The 17,236-nt window shown below is 67.4% G+C and carries 12 protein-coding genes; 7 read left to right on the forward strand and 5 right to left on the reverse strand.

Going from position 1 to position 17,236, the window contains the following annotated elements; genetic code table 11:
* Positions 1-65: 65 nt before the first annotated feature.
* On the forward strand, positions 66-2,093 hold the full coding sequence (locus tag ACFWF1_RS27980) for a CocE/NonD family hydrolase (protein ID WP_379287071.1): 2,028 nt from the start codon (positions 66-68) through the stop codon (positions 2,091-2,093).
* Between the two features lie 83 nt (positions 2,094-2,176).
* Here ACFWF1_RS27980 and ACFWF1_RS27985 read toward each other — a convergent pair whose 3' ends face one another.
* Positions 2,177-3,178: a methylenetetrahydrofolate reductase gene (locus tag ACFWF1_RS27985; RefSeq protein ID WP_379287069.1), complete on the reverse strand. Its 1,002-nt coding sequence runs from the start codon at positions 3,176-3,178 to the stop codon at positions 2,177-2,179.
* A gap of 108 nt (positions 3,179-3,286) precedes the next feature.
* Here ACFWF1_RS27985 and ACFWF1_RS27990 point away from each other — a divergent pair, with 108 nt between their 5' ends.
* The 4 genes from ACFWF1_RS27990 to ACFWF1_RS28005 all read left to right on the forward strand — a co-directional run bounded on the left by ACFWF1_RS27990 (position 3,287) and on the right by ACFWF1_RS28005 (position 8,979).
* Positions 3,287-4,438, forward strand: coding sequence for a polyprenyl synthetase family protein (locus ACFWF1_RS27990; protein WP_379287067.1), 1,152 nt, complete (start codon positions 3,287-3,289; stop codon positions 4,436-4,438).
* 157 nt (positions 4,439-4,595) lie between these two features.
* Positions 4,596-6,152 carry a phytoene desaturase family protein gene (crtI, locus tag ACFWF1_RS27995; protein WP_379287065.1) on the forward strand — a complete coding sequence of 519 codons (1,557 nt, stop codon included), beginning with the start codon at positions 4,596-4,598 and terminating at the stop codon, positions 6,150-6,152.
* An 83-nt stretch (positions 6,153-6,235) separates the two neighbouring features.
* On the forward strand, positions 6,236-7,942 hold the full coding sequence (locus tag ACFWF1_RS28000) for an alpha-(1->6)-mannopyranosyltransferase A (protein ID WP_379287063.1): 1,707 nt from the start codon (positions 6,236-6,238) through the stop codon (positions 7,940-7,942).
* Positions 7,939-8,979: a phytoene/squalene synthase family protein gene (locus ACFWF1_RS28005; protein ID WP_379287061.1), complete on the forward strand. Its 1,041-nt coding sequence runs from the start codon at positions 7,939-7,941 to the stop codon at positions 8,977-8,979. The genes ACFWF1_RS28000 and ACFWF1_RS28005 overlap by 4 nt, the downstream gene beginning before the upstream one ends.
* A 633-nt stretch (positions 8,980-9,612) precedes the next feature.
* On the opposite strand, the gene ACFWF1_RS28010 is transcribed toward ACFWF1_RS28005, so the two are convergent.
* The gene (locus ACFWF1_RS28010; protein ID WP_379287059.1) at positions 9,613-9,978 is read right to left on the reverse strand and encodes an Rv2175c family DNA-binding protein; all 366 of its coding nucleotides are present in this window, start codon (positions 9,976-9,978) and stop codon (positions 9,613-9,615) included.
* A 161-nt stretch (positions 9,979-10,139) separates the two neighbouring features.
* Between ACFWF1_RS28010 and pknB the strand changes: the two genes are divergently transcribed.
* The gene (pknB, locus tag ACFWF1_RS28015) at positions 10,140-12,083 is read left to right on the forward strand and encodes a Stk1 family PASTA domain-containing Ser/Thr kinase (RefSeq protein WP_379287217.1); all 1,944 of its coding nucleotides are present in this window, start codon (positions 10,140-10,142) and stop codon (positions 12,081-12,083) included.
* Between the two features lie 64 nt (positions 12,084-12,147).
* On the opposite strand, the gene ACFWF1_RS28020 is transcribed toward pknB, so the two are convergent.
* Positions 12,148-13,533 (reverse strand): class II 3-deoxy-7-phosphoheptulonate synthase, encoded by a 1,386-nt coding sequence (locus tag ACFWF1_RS28020; RefSeq protein WP_379287057.1) that lies wholly within the window; start codon positions 13,531-13,533, stop codon positions 12,148-12,150.
* Between the two features lie 175 nt (positions 13,534-13,708).
* Here ACFWF1_RS28020 and ACFWF1_RS28025 point away from each other — a divergent pair, with 175 nt between their 5' ends.
* Positions 13,709-14,230, forward strand: coding sequence for a polyadenylate-specific 3'-exoribonuclease AS (locus ACFWF1_RS28025; protein ID WP_379287215.1), 522 nt, complete (start codon positions 13,709-13,711; stop codon positions 14,228-14,230).
* 142 nt (positions 14,231-14,372) lie between these two features.
* Here ACFWF1_RS28025 and ACFWF1_RS28030 read toward each other — a convergent pair whose 3' ends face one another.
* Together ACFWF1_RS28030 and ACFWF1_RS28035 are read right to left on the reverse strand one after the other, a co-directional pair.
* A complete protein-coding gene (locus tag ACFWF1_RS28030) occupies positions 14,373-15,992 on the reverse strand; it encodes a cytochrome bc complex cytochrome b subunit (protein WP_379287056.1) in 1,620 nt (539 codons plus the stop codon).
* Positions 15,989-17,224, reverse strand: coding sequence for a ubiquinol-cytochrome c reductase iron-sulfur subunit (locus ACFWF1_RS28035; RefSeq protein WP_379287054.1), 1,236 nt, complete (start codon positions 17,222-17,224; stop codon positions 15,989-15,991). Before ACFWF1_RS28035 ends, ACFWF1_RS28030 begins: the two co-directional genes overlap by 4 nt.
* Positions 17,225-17,236 lie beyond the last annotated feature (12 nt).

Raw genomic sequence — 17,236 nt, forward strand, 5'->3', positions numbered from 1 at the left:
CGATCGGGCGGAAACATACAAGCGTGCATGTATATTTCTGGCCGATCAGGATAGGGAGGATATCGATGAGGATTGCTCCAGGCCGACGGTGGACCAGGGGTTTTGTCGGAGTGCTTGCGCTGCTTGCGGTTTCGCAGGTGTTGGTGGCCCCTGGGGTGCCGGCCGCACCTGAGGGGGCGGACGCGTGGACGGCGCTGCACGATGGTCCGCAGCAGTATCCGGCTATGCATATCGACTGGGACGTGCCGATCACCATGAGTGATGGCACCGTGCTGAAGGCCAATGTGTACCGGCCTGCGGATGCGAATGGGCCCGTCAGTACGCCGCTGCCGACGATCGTGAATCTGACGCCCTACACCAAGCTGCTGTCGATGATCGCGCAGACGGCGCTGTCGGTGCCGGTGCTGTCCGACGCCGTGGTCGGGTTCCTGCGTGACTTCCAGTTGCCCGGAACGCCTTTGGAGGCGCTGACCGAGGCGACCAGGGTGGCGGGCGGCGGGTTCGGGCGCGCTTTCGCGGTGGATCCCAACCTGATTCGCAGCGGCTACACCCAGGTGGTGGTCGATGTGCGCGGAACCGGTTTCTCCCAAGGGATCTGGGAGCCGTGGGGCCCGAAGGACCAGCAGGACACCCCCGAGGTCATCGCCTGGGCGGCGGCGCAACCGTGGTCGGACGGCAAAATCGGGATGACCGGCGCCTCTTACTCCGGGATCAATCAGGTGCAGGCGGCCGAAAAGCAGCCGCCCGCACTGAAAGCCATTGTGCCGGTGGTGCCGGGCAATGATCTGGTGCGCGACATGATCGCCCCGGGCGGCGCGGCCATCGGCATCCTGCTGCCCTACCTGCTCGCGGTGAACGTGGCCAAATTCCTGCCGGATCTCGTGTCGCTGGTGCAGGGCAGGTTCGATATGCAGTGGCTGGCCGACCGGCTGGCCAGCCCGATGTCGTTCCTGGACGTGGGAATTCAGACCATGGGCACCGATTCCTTCGACACCATTCAGCCACAGCTACAGAGCGTCCTCGACCCGGACAGTCCGATCCGCCAGGCCTGGCTCGGACATCCCGAGCGCATCACCGTGCCCACCCTGGTGATCGGTGGCTGGCACGACAACTTCGCCAACGGCGAACCCCGCATCTACCAAGACATTCCGCTGCCGCCCGGCCAGAAGCAGCTGATCATGGGCAACAGCTACCACGTGAACGCGGGCTTCGACATGCGCGGCAGGTCCGGCGAACCGCCGCGCATCGATGTGCTCACGCGTGCCTGGTTCGACAAGTGGCTCAAGGGCATCGACAACGGCATCGACGGTTACGGCCCGGTGACGATGTGGCAGCAGGGCGCGGGCTGGACCAGCAACGAGCAGTTCCCGCGAGCCGAGGCGAGTCATCGGCGGCTGTATCTGTCGGCGGCACCGAGCGGCAGTACCAACACCAGCGTGCATGACGGAACCCTCACGGCCGAAACGACTTCGGAGACGACCCGGCTCACCGTCGCGCCCGGTCTGGCCAGCCTCTGCTCGTCCGACTCGGTCCAGGGCACCGCAGGCATCCTCGTCTTCTCCGGCTGCGGCAAGGACGCCAGGGTGCAAGAACTCAGCGGGCTGACCTTCACCAGCCCGCCGGTGGCCGAGCCGACGACCATCTCCGGGCCGATCGCGGTGCACCTGAACACCGTGCACGACGCCACCGACGGCTACTGGACCGCGACGCTGAATGACGTTGCCCCCGACGGCCGTTCGGTGACATTGACCACCGGCCAGCTGATGTCCTCGATGCGCGCCGTCGACGACGACAAGAGCCGCCGCTCCCCCGACGGCGCCTACACCGACCCGTTCCCGCTGATGTCTCTCGCCGCCAGGCAGCCCACGGTCCCCGGCCGGCCCACCCAGCTCGACCTCGGCCTCGCCCCCACCGACGCGATACTGCAACCGGGACACCGGCTCCGGATCGACATCTTCGCGGGCAACTACCCGAAGGGCCTGCCCATCCGCCCGATGCTGGACGCGACCGAGCTCAAACCCCAACACCTGCAACTGGATCCGGCAGCACCGAGCTACGTCAACGTCCCGCTCGCCGGAACCCCCGGCTGGTAACCCACGCCTCTCCACTTCCCGCACCGGAATCTCATGCGATTTCGGTGCGGGAAATCAGGAGGCGGTACTGATCGGGGCGACTGTCAGGCGCTGATCGGGGCGGCGGTGACGCCGTAGCCGAGGTTGGTGAGCACCTCGGTGGTCGCCTTGGCGAAGTTCAGCGTGATGAAGTGCAGGCAGGGCGCGCCCTCATCGATGAGCCGCTGCGCCATCTCGGTGGCGATCTCGATGCCCACCTCGCGCACCGCAGCCTGATTCGCATCGGGTGTGTCGCCCGCGGCCTTGTTCAGCCGCTCGAGCACCGACGACGGCAGCGCGCGGCCGCACAACTCCTCGGCCCTGGCCACCGTGCGCAGCGACGTGATCGGCATCAGCTCGGGGATGATCGGCTTGGCGCCCTCGATCGGGTCGAACTTCACGATCCGGTCCCGCAACCGCAGGTAGTGGTCGACGTCGAAGAACATCTGGGTGATCGAATACTCCGCGCCCGCACGCAGTTTCGCGGCCAGGTACGCGGTGTCGGAGTCCAGATCCGGGGAACGGTGGTGGCCCTGCGGGAACGACGCGACGCCGACATGGAAGTCGCCGAGGTCGCGCACGATGCGCACCAGTTCCTCGGCGTAGGCGACACCCTCGGGATGCTGCTGCCATTCGCCGAGCGGATCGCCGGGCGGGTCACCGCGCAGCACCAGGATGTTGCGGATGCCGGAATCGGCGTAAGAGCCGACCAGCGAACGCAATTCGGACAGGCTGTGTTCCACGGCGGTCAGGTGCGCCACCGGCAGCAAGGTGGTCTGTTGCGCGAGTTCGCCGGTGACCCGCACGGTGCGGTCACGGGTGGACCCGCCCGCGCCGTAGGTCATCGAGACGAACGCGGGATGCATCCGCTCGAACTGGCGCACGGCCCGCCACAGCCTGGCCTCGTTGGCGGCGTCGCGCGGCGGATTGAACTCCACCGAGAACGGCACCGCGGCGGTGGAATGGGCCCGCAGACTCTGGACAACCGAGGGTGTGGCAGAGACGTCCGGGTGCGTCCGGGGCGGACGGCCTGGGGTCGAGCGTCCCCGCGCATTGTCGAAAGTCACCGGTTCAGTGTAGTGGTGACCGGCGGCAGGCCCCACCGGTCGTACCGACGAGTACGCGTATTCTTCGGACCGAACCAGTAGCGCTTCGCGCCTACCCACCGCACGACTTTGGAGGCTCCCCTGTCCGCCGGACCTGGTATCCAGACGCCTCACCGCACCTCGGCGGCCGAGCTCATCGCAGCGCAGCCAGGGACGCCTGCCTTCGTCACCGCCGTGGAAGGTGCGCTGACCAGGTTCTTCGCCACTCGGCGCGGCATGGTCGAGGAACTCGGGCCGGTGTTCGTGGAGGCCGCGGACGCGCTGGAACTGTTCGTGCTGCGCGGCGGCAAGCGCACCAGGCCCGCGTTCGCCTGGACCGGCTGGCTCGGCGCGGGCGGCGATGCCGACGGCCCGGCCGCCGGCGCGGTGCTGACCGCGTGCGCGGCGCTGGAACTCGTGCAGGCCTGCGCGCTGATCCACGACGACATCATCGACTCCTCGCGCACCCGCCGTCGCTTCCCGACGGTGCACGTCGACTTCGAGCAGCGCCACCGCGACCGCGGCTGGGCGGGCGACTCCGCGCACTTCGGCGCCAGCGTCGCGATCCTGGTCGGCGATCTGGCGCTGGCCTGGGCCGATGACATGGTGCACGCCTCCGGACTCGACCCGGCGGCGATCGCCCGGTTCGCGCCGGTGTGGGCGAGCATGCGCACCGAGGTGCTCGGCGGCCAGCTCCTCGACATCCACGGTGAGGCGGGTGCCGACGAGTCGGTCGAGGCCGCGCTGCGAATCAACCGGTACAAGACCGCCGCCTACACCGTCGAACGCCCGCTGCACCTCGGCGCGGCCATCGCCGACGCCGACCAGGGCCTGGTCGACGCCTACCGTCTCTTCGGCACCGACATCGGCATCGCCTTCCAGCTGCGCGACGACCTACTAGGAGTGTTCGGCGATCCCGCCGTCACCGGCAAACCGTCCGGCGACGACCTGCGCGAGGGCAAGCGCACCGTGCTGCTCGCCGAGGCGCTGGCCAGGGCCGACGAGGCCGACCCGGCCGCGGCGAAGCTGCTGCGCACCAGCATCGGCACCGATCTGGGCGCGGAAGACGTGGCGAAGCTGCGCGACGTCATCACCGAACTCGGCGCGGTGGACGAGGTGGAACGCCGGATCGGCGAGCTCACCGACGCCGGGCTGGCCGCTATCGAAACCAGCACGGCGACACCGGCCGCGAAAGAGCGGTTGCGGGCCATGGCATTGGCGGCGACCAAGCGCGCTGCGTGAAAGTGGTTGGGGCGGATCGGGTCACGCTGATCGACCCCGATCCGGCGCGTGCTGCGAAGAGGGGAATCTCATGAAAGACGTTGCCGCATCGACCGATCGGGTGCCTCTCGATCAGGGTAAGCCAATTGTCACCTCAGATCAGGCCACTGCCCGTCCGATGAAAACCGTTGCCGGACCGACTGATCGCGTGGTCGTGGTCGGCGCCGGGCTGGCCGGACTGTCCGCCGCGCTGTACCTCACCGGCGCTGGACGCAAGGTCACCCTGATCGAGCGAGCCGATCATCCGGGCGGGCGGGTCGGGTGCTATCAGGGACCTGACTACGAGATCGATTCCGGCGCAACCGTGTTGACGCTGCCCGAGCTGATCACCGACGCGCTGGCCGCGGTCGGCCGGACACCAGAGACCTGCAAGCCCGCGCTGCGCATCCAGCAGCTGGCCCCCAGTTATCACGCCACCTTCGCCGACGGCGCGACGCTGCGCGTCTTCGCCGACCCCGACGCCATGGCCGACGAGGTCGCGCGGGTCTGTGGCCCGGCGGAGGCGCGGCGCTATCGGCGGCTGCGGGATTGGCTGGCGCGGATCTACGCGGCCGAGTTCACCGAATTCATGGACACCAACTTCGATTCGCCGCTCGACATGGTCCGGGTGCCCGAAAAGCGGCGTGCGCTAGCGGCTTTGGTGCGCCTGGGCGGGTTCGGCAGGCTCGGTCCCCGGGTCGGCCGGATCCTGCGGGATCCGCGGCTGGCCCGGTTGTTCACCTTCCAGTCGCTGTACGCGGGCCTGCCGCCCGCCGAGGCGCTGGCGGTGTACGGCGCGATCCCGCACATGGACACCTCGCTCGGCGTCTACTTCCCCGAAGGCGGCATGCGGGCCATCGCGACGGCCATGGCCGAGGCGTTCACGGCGGCGGGCGGGACGCTCGAACTGGGCACCGAGGTGACCGGGGTGGACTACGCGAGGCGGCGGGCCGAACGCGTGCGCACCGCGGACGGTCGCACGTTCGACTGCGACGCCCTGGTGCTGACCGTCGATCTCGGCTCCATCGACCGCTTCGGCGTACGGCGTCGCCGCGGGTTGCGGGCCGCGCCCTCCGCGGTCGTCGCACACGGCACGGTGCCCGCCGCGGTGGCCGGCACCTGGCCCATCCAGGCGCACCACACCATCGACTTCGGGGCGGCGTGGGACAAGACGTTCGCGGAGATCGCGGGTCGACGTGGCCGGTTGATGAGCGACCCGTCGTTATTGCTCACTCGACCCGCCCTCACCGACCCCGGCCTCTACATCACCCGCCCGGACGGACAGCACGAACCATTCTCCTTACTGGCACCCTGCCCGAATTTGGACGCCGCTCCCCTGGACTGGCCCCGAATCGGCCCCGCCTACCTGCGCGAACTGCTCCAAGTGCTGGAAGAACGCGGTTACTCGGGCATTGCCGCGCATTTCACCGTCGACCATCTCGACACCCCGCAAACCTGGCGCGATCAAGGCCTGCTGGGCGGCACACCGTTCTCCACGGCGCACCTCTTCCGGCAAACCGGACCATTTCGTTCGCGCAATTTTCCGCGCACCAGCGACAATGTAGTTATCGCCGGTTGCGGCACCACCCCGGGCGTAGGGGTGCCGACCACGCTGCTGTCTGGAAAACTGGCGGCAACCCGCATTACCGGCGAGCGCCGCCCGCTCGAGATGAAACCGCGCGTACCAGCGAGATAGTGTTCCCGGCGACGCCGTAAACTAGGCGCCGACCTATTCACTCGCGGTTGCGACCGCTGACCATTCGGGGGGACCGACACCAGATGGCTTCCCCCGAAACGCGCGCCGCAGAGGCCACATTGACTGAAATCACCGGCCACGCACCGAACATCGCGGCGAAACGCGAATCGGCCGCCGTCGAGCCCCCGAGTGCACGGTCCTGGATGCGTACCGCCGCCCTCTTCCTGCGCAGCCCGGAAGGGCATGCCGCGATGCTCGGCTTCTACGGCGCGATCATGATCACCTTCGGCGGCTTCGGCGCGGGCAGCACCCGCAAGCGCGACCCGATACTCGAAGCGCTACACCTGTCCTGGCTACGGTTCGGCCACGGGTACGCGCTGTCGACGATCGTCATCTGGATCGGCGTGCTGCTCATGATCGTCGCGTGGGTGCGACTCGGCCGCACCACCATCGGGCGCGACGATCGCCTGGATGCTGGTGTGACGCTCAACGAGCTACGCGCGATCGTCGGGATCTGGATCACCCCGCTGCTGTTCGCCGTGCCCATGTTCAGCCAGGACGTCTATTCGTATCTCGCGCAGGGCGCGCTGCTGCGCGACGGCTTCGATCCCTACGTCAGCGGACCCATCGTGAACCCCGGCGTGCTGCTCGACAACGTGAGCCCGGTGTGGAAGACCACCACCGCGCCATACGGCCCGATCTTCCTGCTGCTCGGCCGCGGCATCACCAGCATCACCGGCGACAATGTCGTCGCGGGCACCATCGCGATGCGGATCGTCATGCTGCCCGGCCTCGCGCTGATGATGTGGGCGGTGCCCTATCTGACCAAGCACCTCGGTGGCAAGCCGACGGTCGCGCTGTGGCTCGCGGTGCTTAACCCGCTGGTGCTGATCCACCTCTGGGGTGGCGTGCACAACGAGATGCTGATGGTCGGCCTGATGTGCGCGGGCATCGCGCTGGTGCTGGAACGCCATCACGTGGCGGGCATCGTGGTGGTCGCGATCGGCGTGGCGATCAAAGCGACGGCGGGCATCGCGCTGCCGTTCCTGGTGTGGATCTGGATGCTGCACGAACGCGAGAAGCGCGCCGCGCAGCGGGCCGGGCGCGACGACCCCGCGAACCTACCGGAGAGCGAACGGCCGCACGATGCCGCCGAGCCGACCGAGGACATGCCGCATCCGGCGTTGATGTTCGCCAAGATCGCCGGGCTCGGGCTCGCCGTGTTCGCGGCGGTCTTCGTGGCCGCCTCGGCCATCGCCGGCGTCGGCATCGGCTGGCTGACCGCGCTGTCCGGCTCGAAGAAGATCATCAACTGGCTTTCGCTGCCGACCATCATGATGCACGCGGTCGGCTGGGTGACCTCGTTGGACCCGGGCAAGGTACTCACCGTGACCAGGGCGATGTGCGCGGTGGCGCTGGTCGCCGTGCTGGTGTGGGCCTGGTGGCGGTTCCGGCACAGTGAGCGCGAAGCGGTGTTCGGCATCCTGATCGCGTTCGTGGGGATCGTGATCCTGTCCCCCGCGGCGCTGCCCTGGTACTACTCGTGGCCTTTGGCGCTCGCCGCCGGGTTCGCGCTGTCGACCACGACATTGATGGTGCTTGTCGGCCTGTGTACCTGGCTGATGCTGGTGTTCCAACCGGACGGCTCGATCGGGTTGTACAGCTTCTGGCACGTGGCACTGGCAACCTTTGCCGCCGTGGTGGCGGCGATGTCGCTGCGCAAGGTGGATCCGCTGCGATTGCGGGCCACACCCCCGAATATCGACCCGGCCACCCACGCCCGGCCATGAACGGCGGCGCGCCGCACATCGCGGGGCAGCTGGAACTCACCGTCGCGTACCGCGAATGCAAACGAATCGCCGCGGCCCATGGACGCACGTATTTCCTTGCGACGCGGTTACTTTCGGCCGACCAGCGACCAGCGGTGCACGCACTGTACGCGTTCGCCAGACTGGTCGACGATATCGTCGACCACGCGGAAACCGATGTCGCACAGCGCTATCAGGCGCGAAAGCACGAGCGGCGCGAGCACAGCCCCGGCGATGAACTCGATCTGATCGAAAAGCAGCTGCGGATCGCACTTGAGTCACAGGAGACAACCGACACCACCTGGCCGCAAGCTCAGCGACAGCTGACGCCGGATGCCGCGAGCCAGTACCAGCGAGGCCTGGTCCTGCTTGCGGTCGCCGACACTATCCGCCGCTATGATATTGCGGCCCAACACTTCTGGACGTTCCTGGACTCCATGCGGATGGACGTCCCTGGCACCCCACGCTTCCGTGATCGTTACGCCACCATGGCCGACCTGTACGAATACATGAGCGGCTCGGCCGCAGCCATCGGCCTGCAAGTCCTGCCGGTGCTCGGCACCGTGGTGCCGATCGACGAGGCCGAACCCGCCGCCGCCGCGCTCGGCGAGGCGTTCCAGCTGACGAACTTCCTGCGCGATGTCGCCGAGGACCTCGACCGCGACCGGGTGTACCTGCCTGCCGACGAGCTGGCAGCATTCGGAGTCGACTACGACTTGCTCGTGCACTGTCACCGCACACGCCGCACCGATCCCCGCGTCCGCCGTGCTCTCGCACACCTGATAGCGCTCAACCGCGACATCTACCGCCACGCCGAACCCGGCATAGACCTACTCGAACCACGAGTCCGTCCAGCCATCCGCACGGCGGCCGTCCTCTACGCCAGCATCCTCGACCGCATAGAAGCCTCCGACTACGCCATCTTCAACCACCGCGCAGTAGTCCCCGCCCACCAACGCCTCGGCGTAGCAGCCATGCACTTCACTACCGCTGCCCTACGCTCCCGTCCGCACCGCTGACCCGCCCGGCCCGCCCCAGCCGACTCATCGAGTCGAGTCATATGGTCGCTTAGAGATCTCCAACAGCAACCATTCGACTCGACTCGATCACGCCCAACGACCTTTTGACTCGACTCGATCTCCCCGGCCTCTCTAAACCGGACCACAGCCAGTCCTCACGCTGGAACACAAGCGTTGCCCATCACAAGCCGCGGAAGAGAAGGCCGGGTACCCCACCTGACGCGCCCAGCACTACTCCGGTCATCCAATGAACCAGTCGACAACCCCAGGACAGCACACCACCGGAGATCTCTCCGCACACAACCTCGGACCAGTCATCGGTTGTGGCGCGTCGCAAGCGCTTTGGACAAGAACCGGCGGCGGTTTCGGTGCCCGATCAGTCCTGCGAACGGTCCGCCCCGAGATCTGCACTTTCTCTCGGGATCGGCACTCGGAATAGGGCCCTAAAGCCGGTGCAGGTCCCGAGAGAAAGTGCAGATCTTTGGCCGCGACTGGTTCGTGGGGTGGCGGGCGTTCTTCGCGCACCTGGTTGTTCTTCGCGTGCCTCGCGGTTTGCGAAGGGCGAAGCAGGTGGCGTTGACCTATCTGCCGCTTGCTGTTGAGGTTGTCAGCGGCAGTAAGGCGTCGCTCGGCTCAGAACGGGTCGGCGGCGGCTCGGCGGATGACCTCGCGGGCGAGGGGGCCGTGCAGGGCGTCGACGGGGGTGCCGGGGAGGCTGTCGTCCTCGGTGAAGACCCATTCCAGGATCTCCTCGTCGGTGTATTTAGCGTCCTTCATCACGGTGATCAGGCCGGGCAGGAACCTGACTACGCCTTCGTGGTCGAAGAACCGTTCGGGGACGCTGACGACGCCGTCGCGGCGGACGGCGAGTAGCTGGTGGTCACGCAGCATCTGATGGACGCGGGTCACCACGAGCCCGAGCCGGTCTGCCACCTCGGGCAGCGGCAGCACTGCCACGGACTCCGGAAGGACATCATCACTGCAGGGAAAGGCACTCACGCTGATAACGGTAGACGGTCACCCGCAGCAAGTCGTGAGACACCCGGGTGCGTTTGGTCGATACCATCGTGAGGGCCGCACGGGGCGGTCGATCACTTGTGGGATCAACCGCGAGGGGTGAGAGCTTTGTGAAAGCCGGAGGACATCAATTGATCGGCCAGATGCTGGAAGGGCGCTATCGCATCGATGCGCCGATCGCCCGCGGCGGCATGTCGATGGTCTTCCGGGGCGTCGACACCCGTCTTGATCGGCCGGTGGCCATCAAGGTGATGGACCCGAAGTTCGCCGGTGATCCGCAGTTCCTGTCCCGGTTCGAGTTCGAGGCTCGCGCGGTGGCCAAGTTGAAGCACTCCTCGCTGGTCGCGGTGTACGACCAGGGCGTCGACGGTGAGTATCCGTTCCTGATCATGGAGTTGGTCGAGGGCGGCACGCTGCGCGAGTTGCTGCGCGAACGCGGTCCGATGCCGCCGCACGCGGTACGCGCGGTGGCCGAGCCGGTGCTCGCGGCGATCGGCGTCGCACATTCGGCGGGACTGGTGCACCGGGACGTGAAGCCGGAGAACGTGCTGATCTCCGACAACGGCGAGGTGAAGATCGCCGACTTCGGCCTGGTTCGCGCAGTGGCGGCGGCCAACACCACGTCGGCCAGCGTGATTCTCGGCACTGCCGCGTACCTGTCCCCCGAACAGGTGACCACCGGCACAGCCGACGCGCGCAGCGACGTGTATTCGTTCGGCGTGCTGATCTTCGAGCTGTTGACCGGAAAAGTTCCGTTCACCGGCGACACCTCGCTATCGGTGGCGTATCAGCGGATCGAGAACGATGTGCCGAGCCCGAGCCGGTTCATTTCGGGTGTGCCGCCGGAGTTCGACGAGCTGGTCGCCAAGGCGACCGCGCGCGAGCCCGCGCACCGGTACGCCGACGCCAACGAGATGGCGGCGGCGCTGCGCCAGATCGGCGCGAAGCTGAACCTGCCGCCGTACCGGGTGCCCGCGCCGCAGGAGTCGGCCGAGCATTTGAGCGCGAGCTATCGGATCGCCACACCCGCCGCCGCGCCCGCGGCGATGCACGCGCCGGAGCCGTACACGCCGCAGACGGTGCAGCACACCAAGGTGGTCACCGCGCCGCGTCCTCGGGTGGATTACGGCCCGCCCGATGACTACCCGCCGCAACCGGTGCGGCAGCAGCATGCGGCGTCGCCGTATCAGGCGTACGCGCCCGACCGCACCAAATCGCGCCGGATGACGTGGGTGTGGATCGCCATTGTGGTGATTCTCACGCTGGTCGTCGGTGTCGGCGGCTGGTGGCTCGGTGTCGGCAGATATTCGCCGGTCCCGGCGATCGCCGGGATGGACTCCGACCGGGCGGTCGCCGCGCTGCGGGACGCCGGGTTCGAGACCGAGATTCGGCAGAAGGCGTCGGACATCATTCCCGCCGGCGGGGTGGTCGGCAGCGATCCGTCGGCAGGCTCGCGGGTCACCAAGGGTTCGACGGTCGCGGTCCTGGTGTCCAGCGGTAAGCCGAAGGTGCCCGATGTGCAGCCGGGTGATCCGATCAGCAAGGTCAATCAGCTGATTCGCGACGCCGGGCTGCAACCGGTGGATTCCGGTGAAATCGGCAACTCCGCGCCGAAAGGATCACTGGCCAAGACCGATCCGGGTCCCGGCACCGTCCTCCCGATGGGCGGACAGGTAAAGGTGTACCGCAGCAAGGGTTCTCAGCCGGTGAAGGTGCCCGACGTGCGCGGGAAATCCACCGCCGACGCCACCAAGATCCTCACCGACGCGGGAATCATGGTGCGCGAGAACAGGTCTCAGTTCGACCGCAGCATCGACGCGGACAAGGCGATCGGCACCGATCCGGCCGCCGGCACCACCATCCAATCCGGTGACGGTGTCGCCCTGCTCGTCTCCAACGCCTTGAAGATGCCCGACGTCCGCGGCTGGACCGTCGCCAACGCCAGGGCCAAACTGCAATCCCTCGGCGTCCAGGTCGAGGTGAAACAGCTTGTCGCAAGCGACAGTTCACTCATCGTCTCGCAAACCCCGGCCGTCGGCGCCAACATCGAGTCGGGCAACACCGTATCTTTGGTCGCCCTGCCCTAGGCAGTAACCTCACCCGGCCGGTCCGGGTTGTACGGCGTCGCCGCACAACCCGCGGAACCCTTGTTCAGCGGAGCATTTCGGCGACGAGGAAGGCGAGTTCCAGGGACTGCTGGGTGTTCAGTCGGGGGTCGCAGGCGGTTTCGTAGCGGCCGGAGAGGTCGAGGTCGGAGATGTCCTGGGCGCCGCCGAGGCATTCGGTGACGTCTTCGCCGGTGAGTTCGATGTGCAGGCCGCCGGGGTGGGTGCCGAGGGCGTGGTGCACCTCGAAGAAGCCCTGGACCTCGTCGACGATGCGGTCGAAGTGGCGGGTCTTGAAGCCGGTGGAGGCCTCGTGGGTGTTGCCGTGCATGGGGTCGCACTGCCAGATGACCTGGTGGCCGGTGGCCTGGACCTTCTCGATGATGGGCGGCAGCACGTCGCGAACCTTGCCGTTGCCCATCCGGGAGACGATGGTCAGCCGGCCTGGCTCGTTGTTCGGATCGAGCCGCTCGACGTATTCCACGGCCATATCGGGCGTGGTCGTCGGGCCGATCTTCAGGCCGATCGGGTTGGCGATCAGTTCGGCGAGCGCGATGTGCGCGCCGTCGAGCTGCCTGGTCCGCTCGCCGATCCACAGGAAGTGTGCGGACAGGTCGTACAGCACCGGCTCGCCCGCGGCGTTCTCGCTGAGGCGCAGCATGGCGCGCTCATAGTCGAGGACGAGGGCCTCGTGGCTGGCATAGATGCGGGCCGAACTCAGGCTCGGGTCGTTCACCCGGCAGGCGGTCATGAACGCGAGACCGCGGTCGATCTCCTCGGCCAGCGCCTCGTAACGGGCACCGGCGGGCGACTTGGCGACGAAGTCACGGTTCCAGTCGTGCACCTTGTGCAGGTCGGCCATGCCCGCGCCGGTCAACGCGCGCACCAGATTCATCGCCGCGCTGGCGTTGGCGTACGCGCGCACCAGCCGGGACGGGTCGTGCTCCCGCAGCCCGGCGTCGGCGACCAGCGCGTTGACCATGTCACCGCGGTAGGACTTGAGGCCGAGCGAATCCGTATCGGAGGAACGCGGTTTCGCGTACTGACCGGCGATCCGGGCCACCTTGACCACCGGCAGGCTCGCGCCATAGGTGAGCACGACGGCCATCTGCAGCAGCGTGCGGATGTTGCCGCGGATGTGCGGCTCGGTGTTGTCGGCGAACGTCTCGGCACAGTCCCCGCCCTGCATGAGGAACGCCTCGCCGCGGGCCACCTCGGCGAGCTGCCCGCGCAGGTCCTCCACCTCGGCGGGCACGCAGATCGGCGGCACGCTCTCCAGCACGGTGCGCATCTGCGCGGCCTGCTCTCGATCCCACGACGGCTGCTGTAAGGCCGGGCGGGACAGCGCCTCGTCCAACCGCCTGCGCAACTCGGTAGGCAGCGGCGGCAGTTCCGGCAGGCGATCGATCGGCACGTCCACGGTCCAGTTCACCCGTTCAGAATACGGACCACTCGGACGCGGGCGGTACCCACCACACGGGTGGCACCGGCCACCCCTGGTCATCGCGGTTCCGGATCCGAGCCCGGCTGCGAATCCGGGCCCCCGGCCACCTAGGGTGATTGTTCGGAGGTAGCTCCGGCGCCACCTCGGGCGCCGTGCCGAATTGCTGAGGAGTAGACCGATCTCGCTTCGATACTTTTATGACTGCGAATTCATCGAGGACGGGGTCGTCATCGACCTGGTCTCCATCGGTGTCGTATGCGAGGACGGGCGCGAATACTACGCGGTGTCCACCGAATTCGATCCCGAGCGAGCGGGCCCGTGGGTGCGCAGGCACGTGCTGCCGCAGCTGCCCTCGCCCGCCTCACCGCTGTGGCGCAGCAGGAAGCAGATCCGCGACGACCTGTACAAGTTCCTGGTGCCGCGCTCGTCGGTGGTGCCGGAGCTGTGGGCCTGGGTCGGCGCGTACGACCACGTGGCGCTGTGCCAGCTGTGGGGTTCGATGGTCGACCTGCCCACCGCGTTCCCCCGCTACACCAACGAACTCCGCCAACACTGGGACGCGCACGGCCGCCCCGAGCTGCCGCCGGTTCCCCCGGACGCGCACGACGCGCTCGCCGACGCCCGCCACAACCTGGCGAAATTCGAGGCCATCGAGGCCTCCCGCCGCAGCACGCCGCGGTTGTAGCACCTGAAAGCGAAGGCCCCAAGTCCAATTCGACTCGGCGCCTTCGTTTTCACCACGGCGGCAACTGATTCCGTCAGCATTCAGGCAGCAAAACGCAAAGGCCCCGAGTCGAAAGCGACTCGGGGCCTTTGCGTTTCAACTATCAGTGGCCGTTCTTGCCACCGTGCTCTTTTTCTTGACGCGCCTGCAACACCTTGAGCTGCTTGTGCTCCTCGGCGTGCTCGTTCTCGAAGTGCTGCTCGCTCTCCTGCCACGGGTCGGCCCGCAGGAAGCTGCCGGTGCCGGGCTTGCCGGCCAGGCCGAGCTTGCTCATCTTCTTCGGGACGGTCGCGCCCTGGTACTCCAGCGGGATCGGGTGGCCGTGGTCGTCGACCGGGCCGAGCGGCTGGTGCACCTCGATGTACTCACCGTGCGGCAGGCGCTTGATCACGCCGGTCTCGATGCCGTGCTCGAGCACCGCCCGGTCGCTGCGCTGCAGGCCGATGCAGAACCGGTAGGCGATGAAGTACGCCAGCGGCGGCACGACCAGGATGCCGATGCGGCCCATCCAGGTGGTCGCGTTCAACGAGATGTCGAACTTCAGCGCGACGATGTCGTTGACGCAGGACAGGGTCAGCACGACGTAGAAGCCGATCGACATGGCGCCGATCGCGGTACGCACCGGCACGTCGCGCGGACGCTGCAGCAGGTTGTGGCCGGCGGTGTCGCCGGTCAGCCGCTTCTCGATCCACGGGTACATGATCAGCACCGTGAACACCAGGCCCATGATCAACGCCACCCAGAACACGGCCGGAACCGTGTAGCGACCCAGGTAGAGCTCCCACGGCGGCATCAGACGCGCAAGACCGTCGGTCCACATCATGTAGAAGTCGGGCTGCGAACCCGCGGAAACCTGAGACGGGTTGTACGGACCCAGGTTCCAGATCGGGTTGATCTGGAACAGGCCGCCCATGATGCCGACGATGCCGAGGGTGAAGGCGAAGAACGCGCCCTGGTCCGCGGCGAACACCGGGATGATGCGGGCGCCGACCACGTTGTTCTCGGTGCGGCCCGGCCCGGGGAACTGGGTGTGCTTCTGATACCAGACCAGCGCGACGTGCGCGGCGATCAAGGCCAGGATGATGCCGGGCAGCAGCAGCACGTGCGCGATGTAGAGGCGCGGGATGATGATCGTGCCGGGGAAGTCCCCGCCGAAGATCAGCCAGTGCATCCAGGTGCCCGCGATCGGGATACTCATCGTGATACCGCCGAACGCGGCCCGCAGGCCGGTACCGGACAGCAGGTCGTCGGGCAGCGAGTAACCGAAGAAGCCCTCGAACATCGCCAGGATGAGCAGCAGCGAGCCGATCACCCAGTTCGCCTCACGCGGCTTACGGAACGCGCCGGTGAAGAAGATGCGGAACAGGTGCACGATGATCGACGCCGCGAACAGCAGCGCCGCCCAGTGATGCACCTGGCGGACGAACAGACCGCCACGCACCTCGAAGGTGATGTTCAGCGACGTCTCGTACGCCCGCGACATGGTGACACCACGCAGCGGCTGGTACGAGCCGTTGTAGACGACCTCGGTCATCGACGGATCGAAGAACAGCGTCAGGTAGACACCCGACAGCAGCAGGATGATGAACGCGTACAACGCGATCTCACCGAGCAGGAACGACCAATGGGTCGGGAAGACCTTGTTGATCGACCGCTTCATGAACGCTGCGGCTTGATACCGCTCGTCCATCTCGTTGGCTTGGGCTGCGACAGAAGGACTCATGAACGACGCTCCCAGTAGGCCGGGCCGAGCGGCTCGATGAAGTCGCCGTTGGCGACCAGGTAGCCCTCGGAGTTGACGGTGATCGGCAGCTGCGGCAGTGCGCGAGCGGCGGGACCGAAGACCGGCTTACCCCATTCGGTCGCCAGGAACTGCGACTGATGGCAGGGGCAGAGGATCTTGTTGGTCTGCGACTCGAACAGCGACGTCGGGCAACCGAGGTGGGTGCAGATCTTCGAGTAGGCGAAGTAGTCGCCGTAGTTGAAGCTCTCCTGGCCCTTACGCTTGATCGCCTTCTGCGCGTCTTCGGTGCGCAGGCGAATCATCATGACCGCGTTGCGGATACCGCGCAGCGACTGGAGCGTGGCGTGCTCGTCGCCGCGCCACTTCTCCTTCCACGGGAACACCGTCTCCATGCCGCCCGCGTCCATGTCCTCGGGGCGGACGAGCACGACGTCCTCCGGGCGACCGGTGTCGCGGCGGATGTAGATGGTCTCGCCCTCGAAGTCCGGGGTCCAGCCCGAGACCCACAGCGGCGACTTCTCCCGCTTGGCCCACGGGTTCTTCACCATGCCGCCGACGAACACCAGCAGCGCGCCGATGCCGAGCACGCCGACGCCGGCACCGGCGGTGCGGGTGATCAGCTTGCGGCGGGCCAGCGTGGAGGTCTCCAGCGCGTCGGTGAGTTCGGCGACCAGGGTGCGGCGCTCGACCTCGGGCGACGGGCCGTCGTGGCGGTCCTGGATGGACAGCTCGGCGGGGATGAACATCTTGCGGATCAGCACCACCGCGACCCCGATGACCAGCACCGAGACGCCGAAGGTGACACCGACCAGCGGGGTGAACAGCGAGTAGGCGGTGTGGCCTTCCTCGTCGGACGGCTTGAACTTCCACGGCCAGAACAGGTACACGCCGACCAGCGCCGCCGCGGCGATGCCGGAGACGGCGAACCAGAACGCGACCGCGCGCTCGGCGCGCTTCTCGGCGCGGGTGCCCGGCACCGGGAACCGCTCGCGCCGGTAGGCGACGTCGACGCCGTCCCGCTCGGTACCGAGCTTGACCAGCTCGTCGCGCGACATCGCGTCGAGCTCTGCCTCGGTGTAGTCCCTCTGCACCGCGTGGCTGTCGGACTCCGCTACCGCGTGGCCGTCGGAACTCGCCACCACCTCGTGGGAACCGTGGCCCGTGGATTCCTTCGACGGCACGCCGTCGTGGCCCTCATCCGGCCGACCCATGTCGTTTGGCTC

The organism is Nocardia sp. NPDC060255, assembly GCF_042727395.1.
In the GTDB taxonomy this organism is placed as follows: domain Bacteria; phylum Actinomycetota; class Actinomycetes; order Mycobacteriales; family Mycobacteriaceae; genus Nocardia.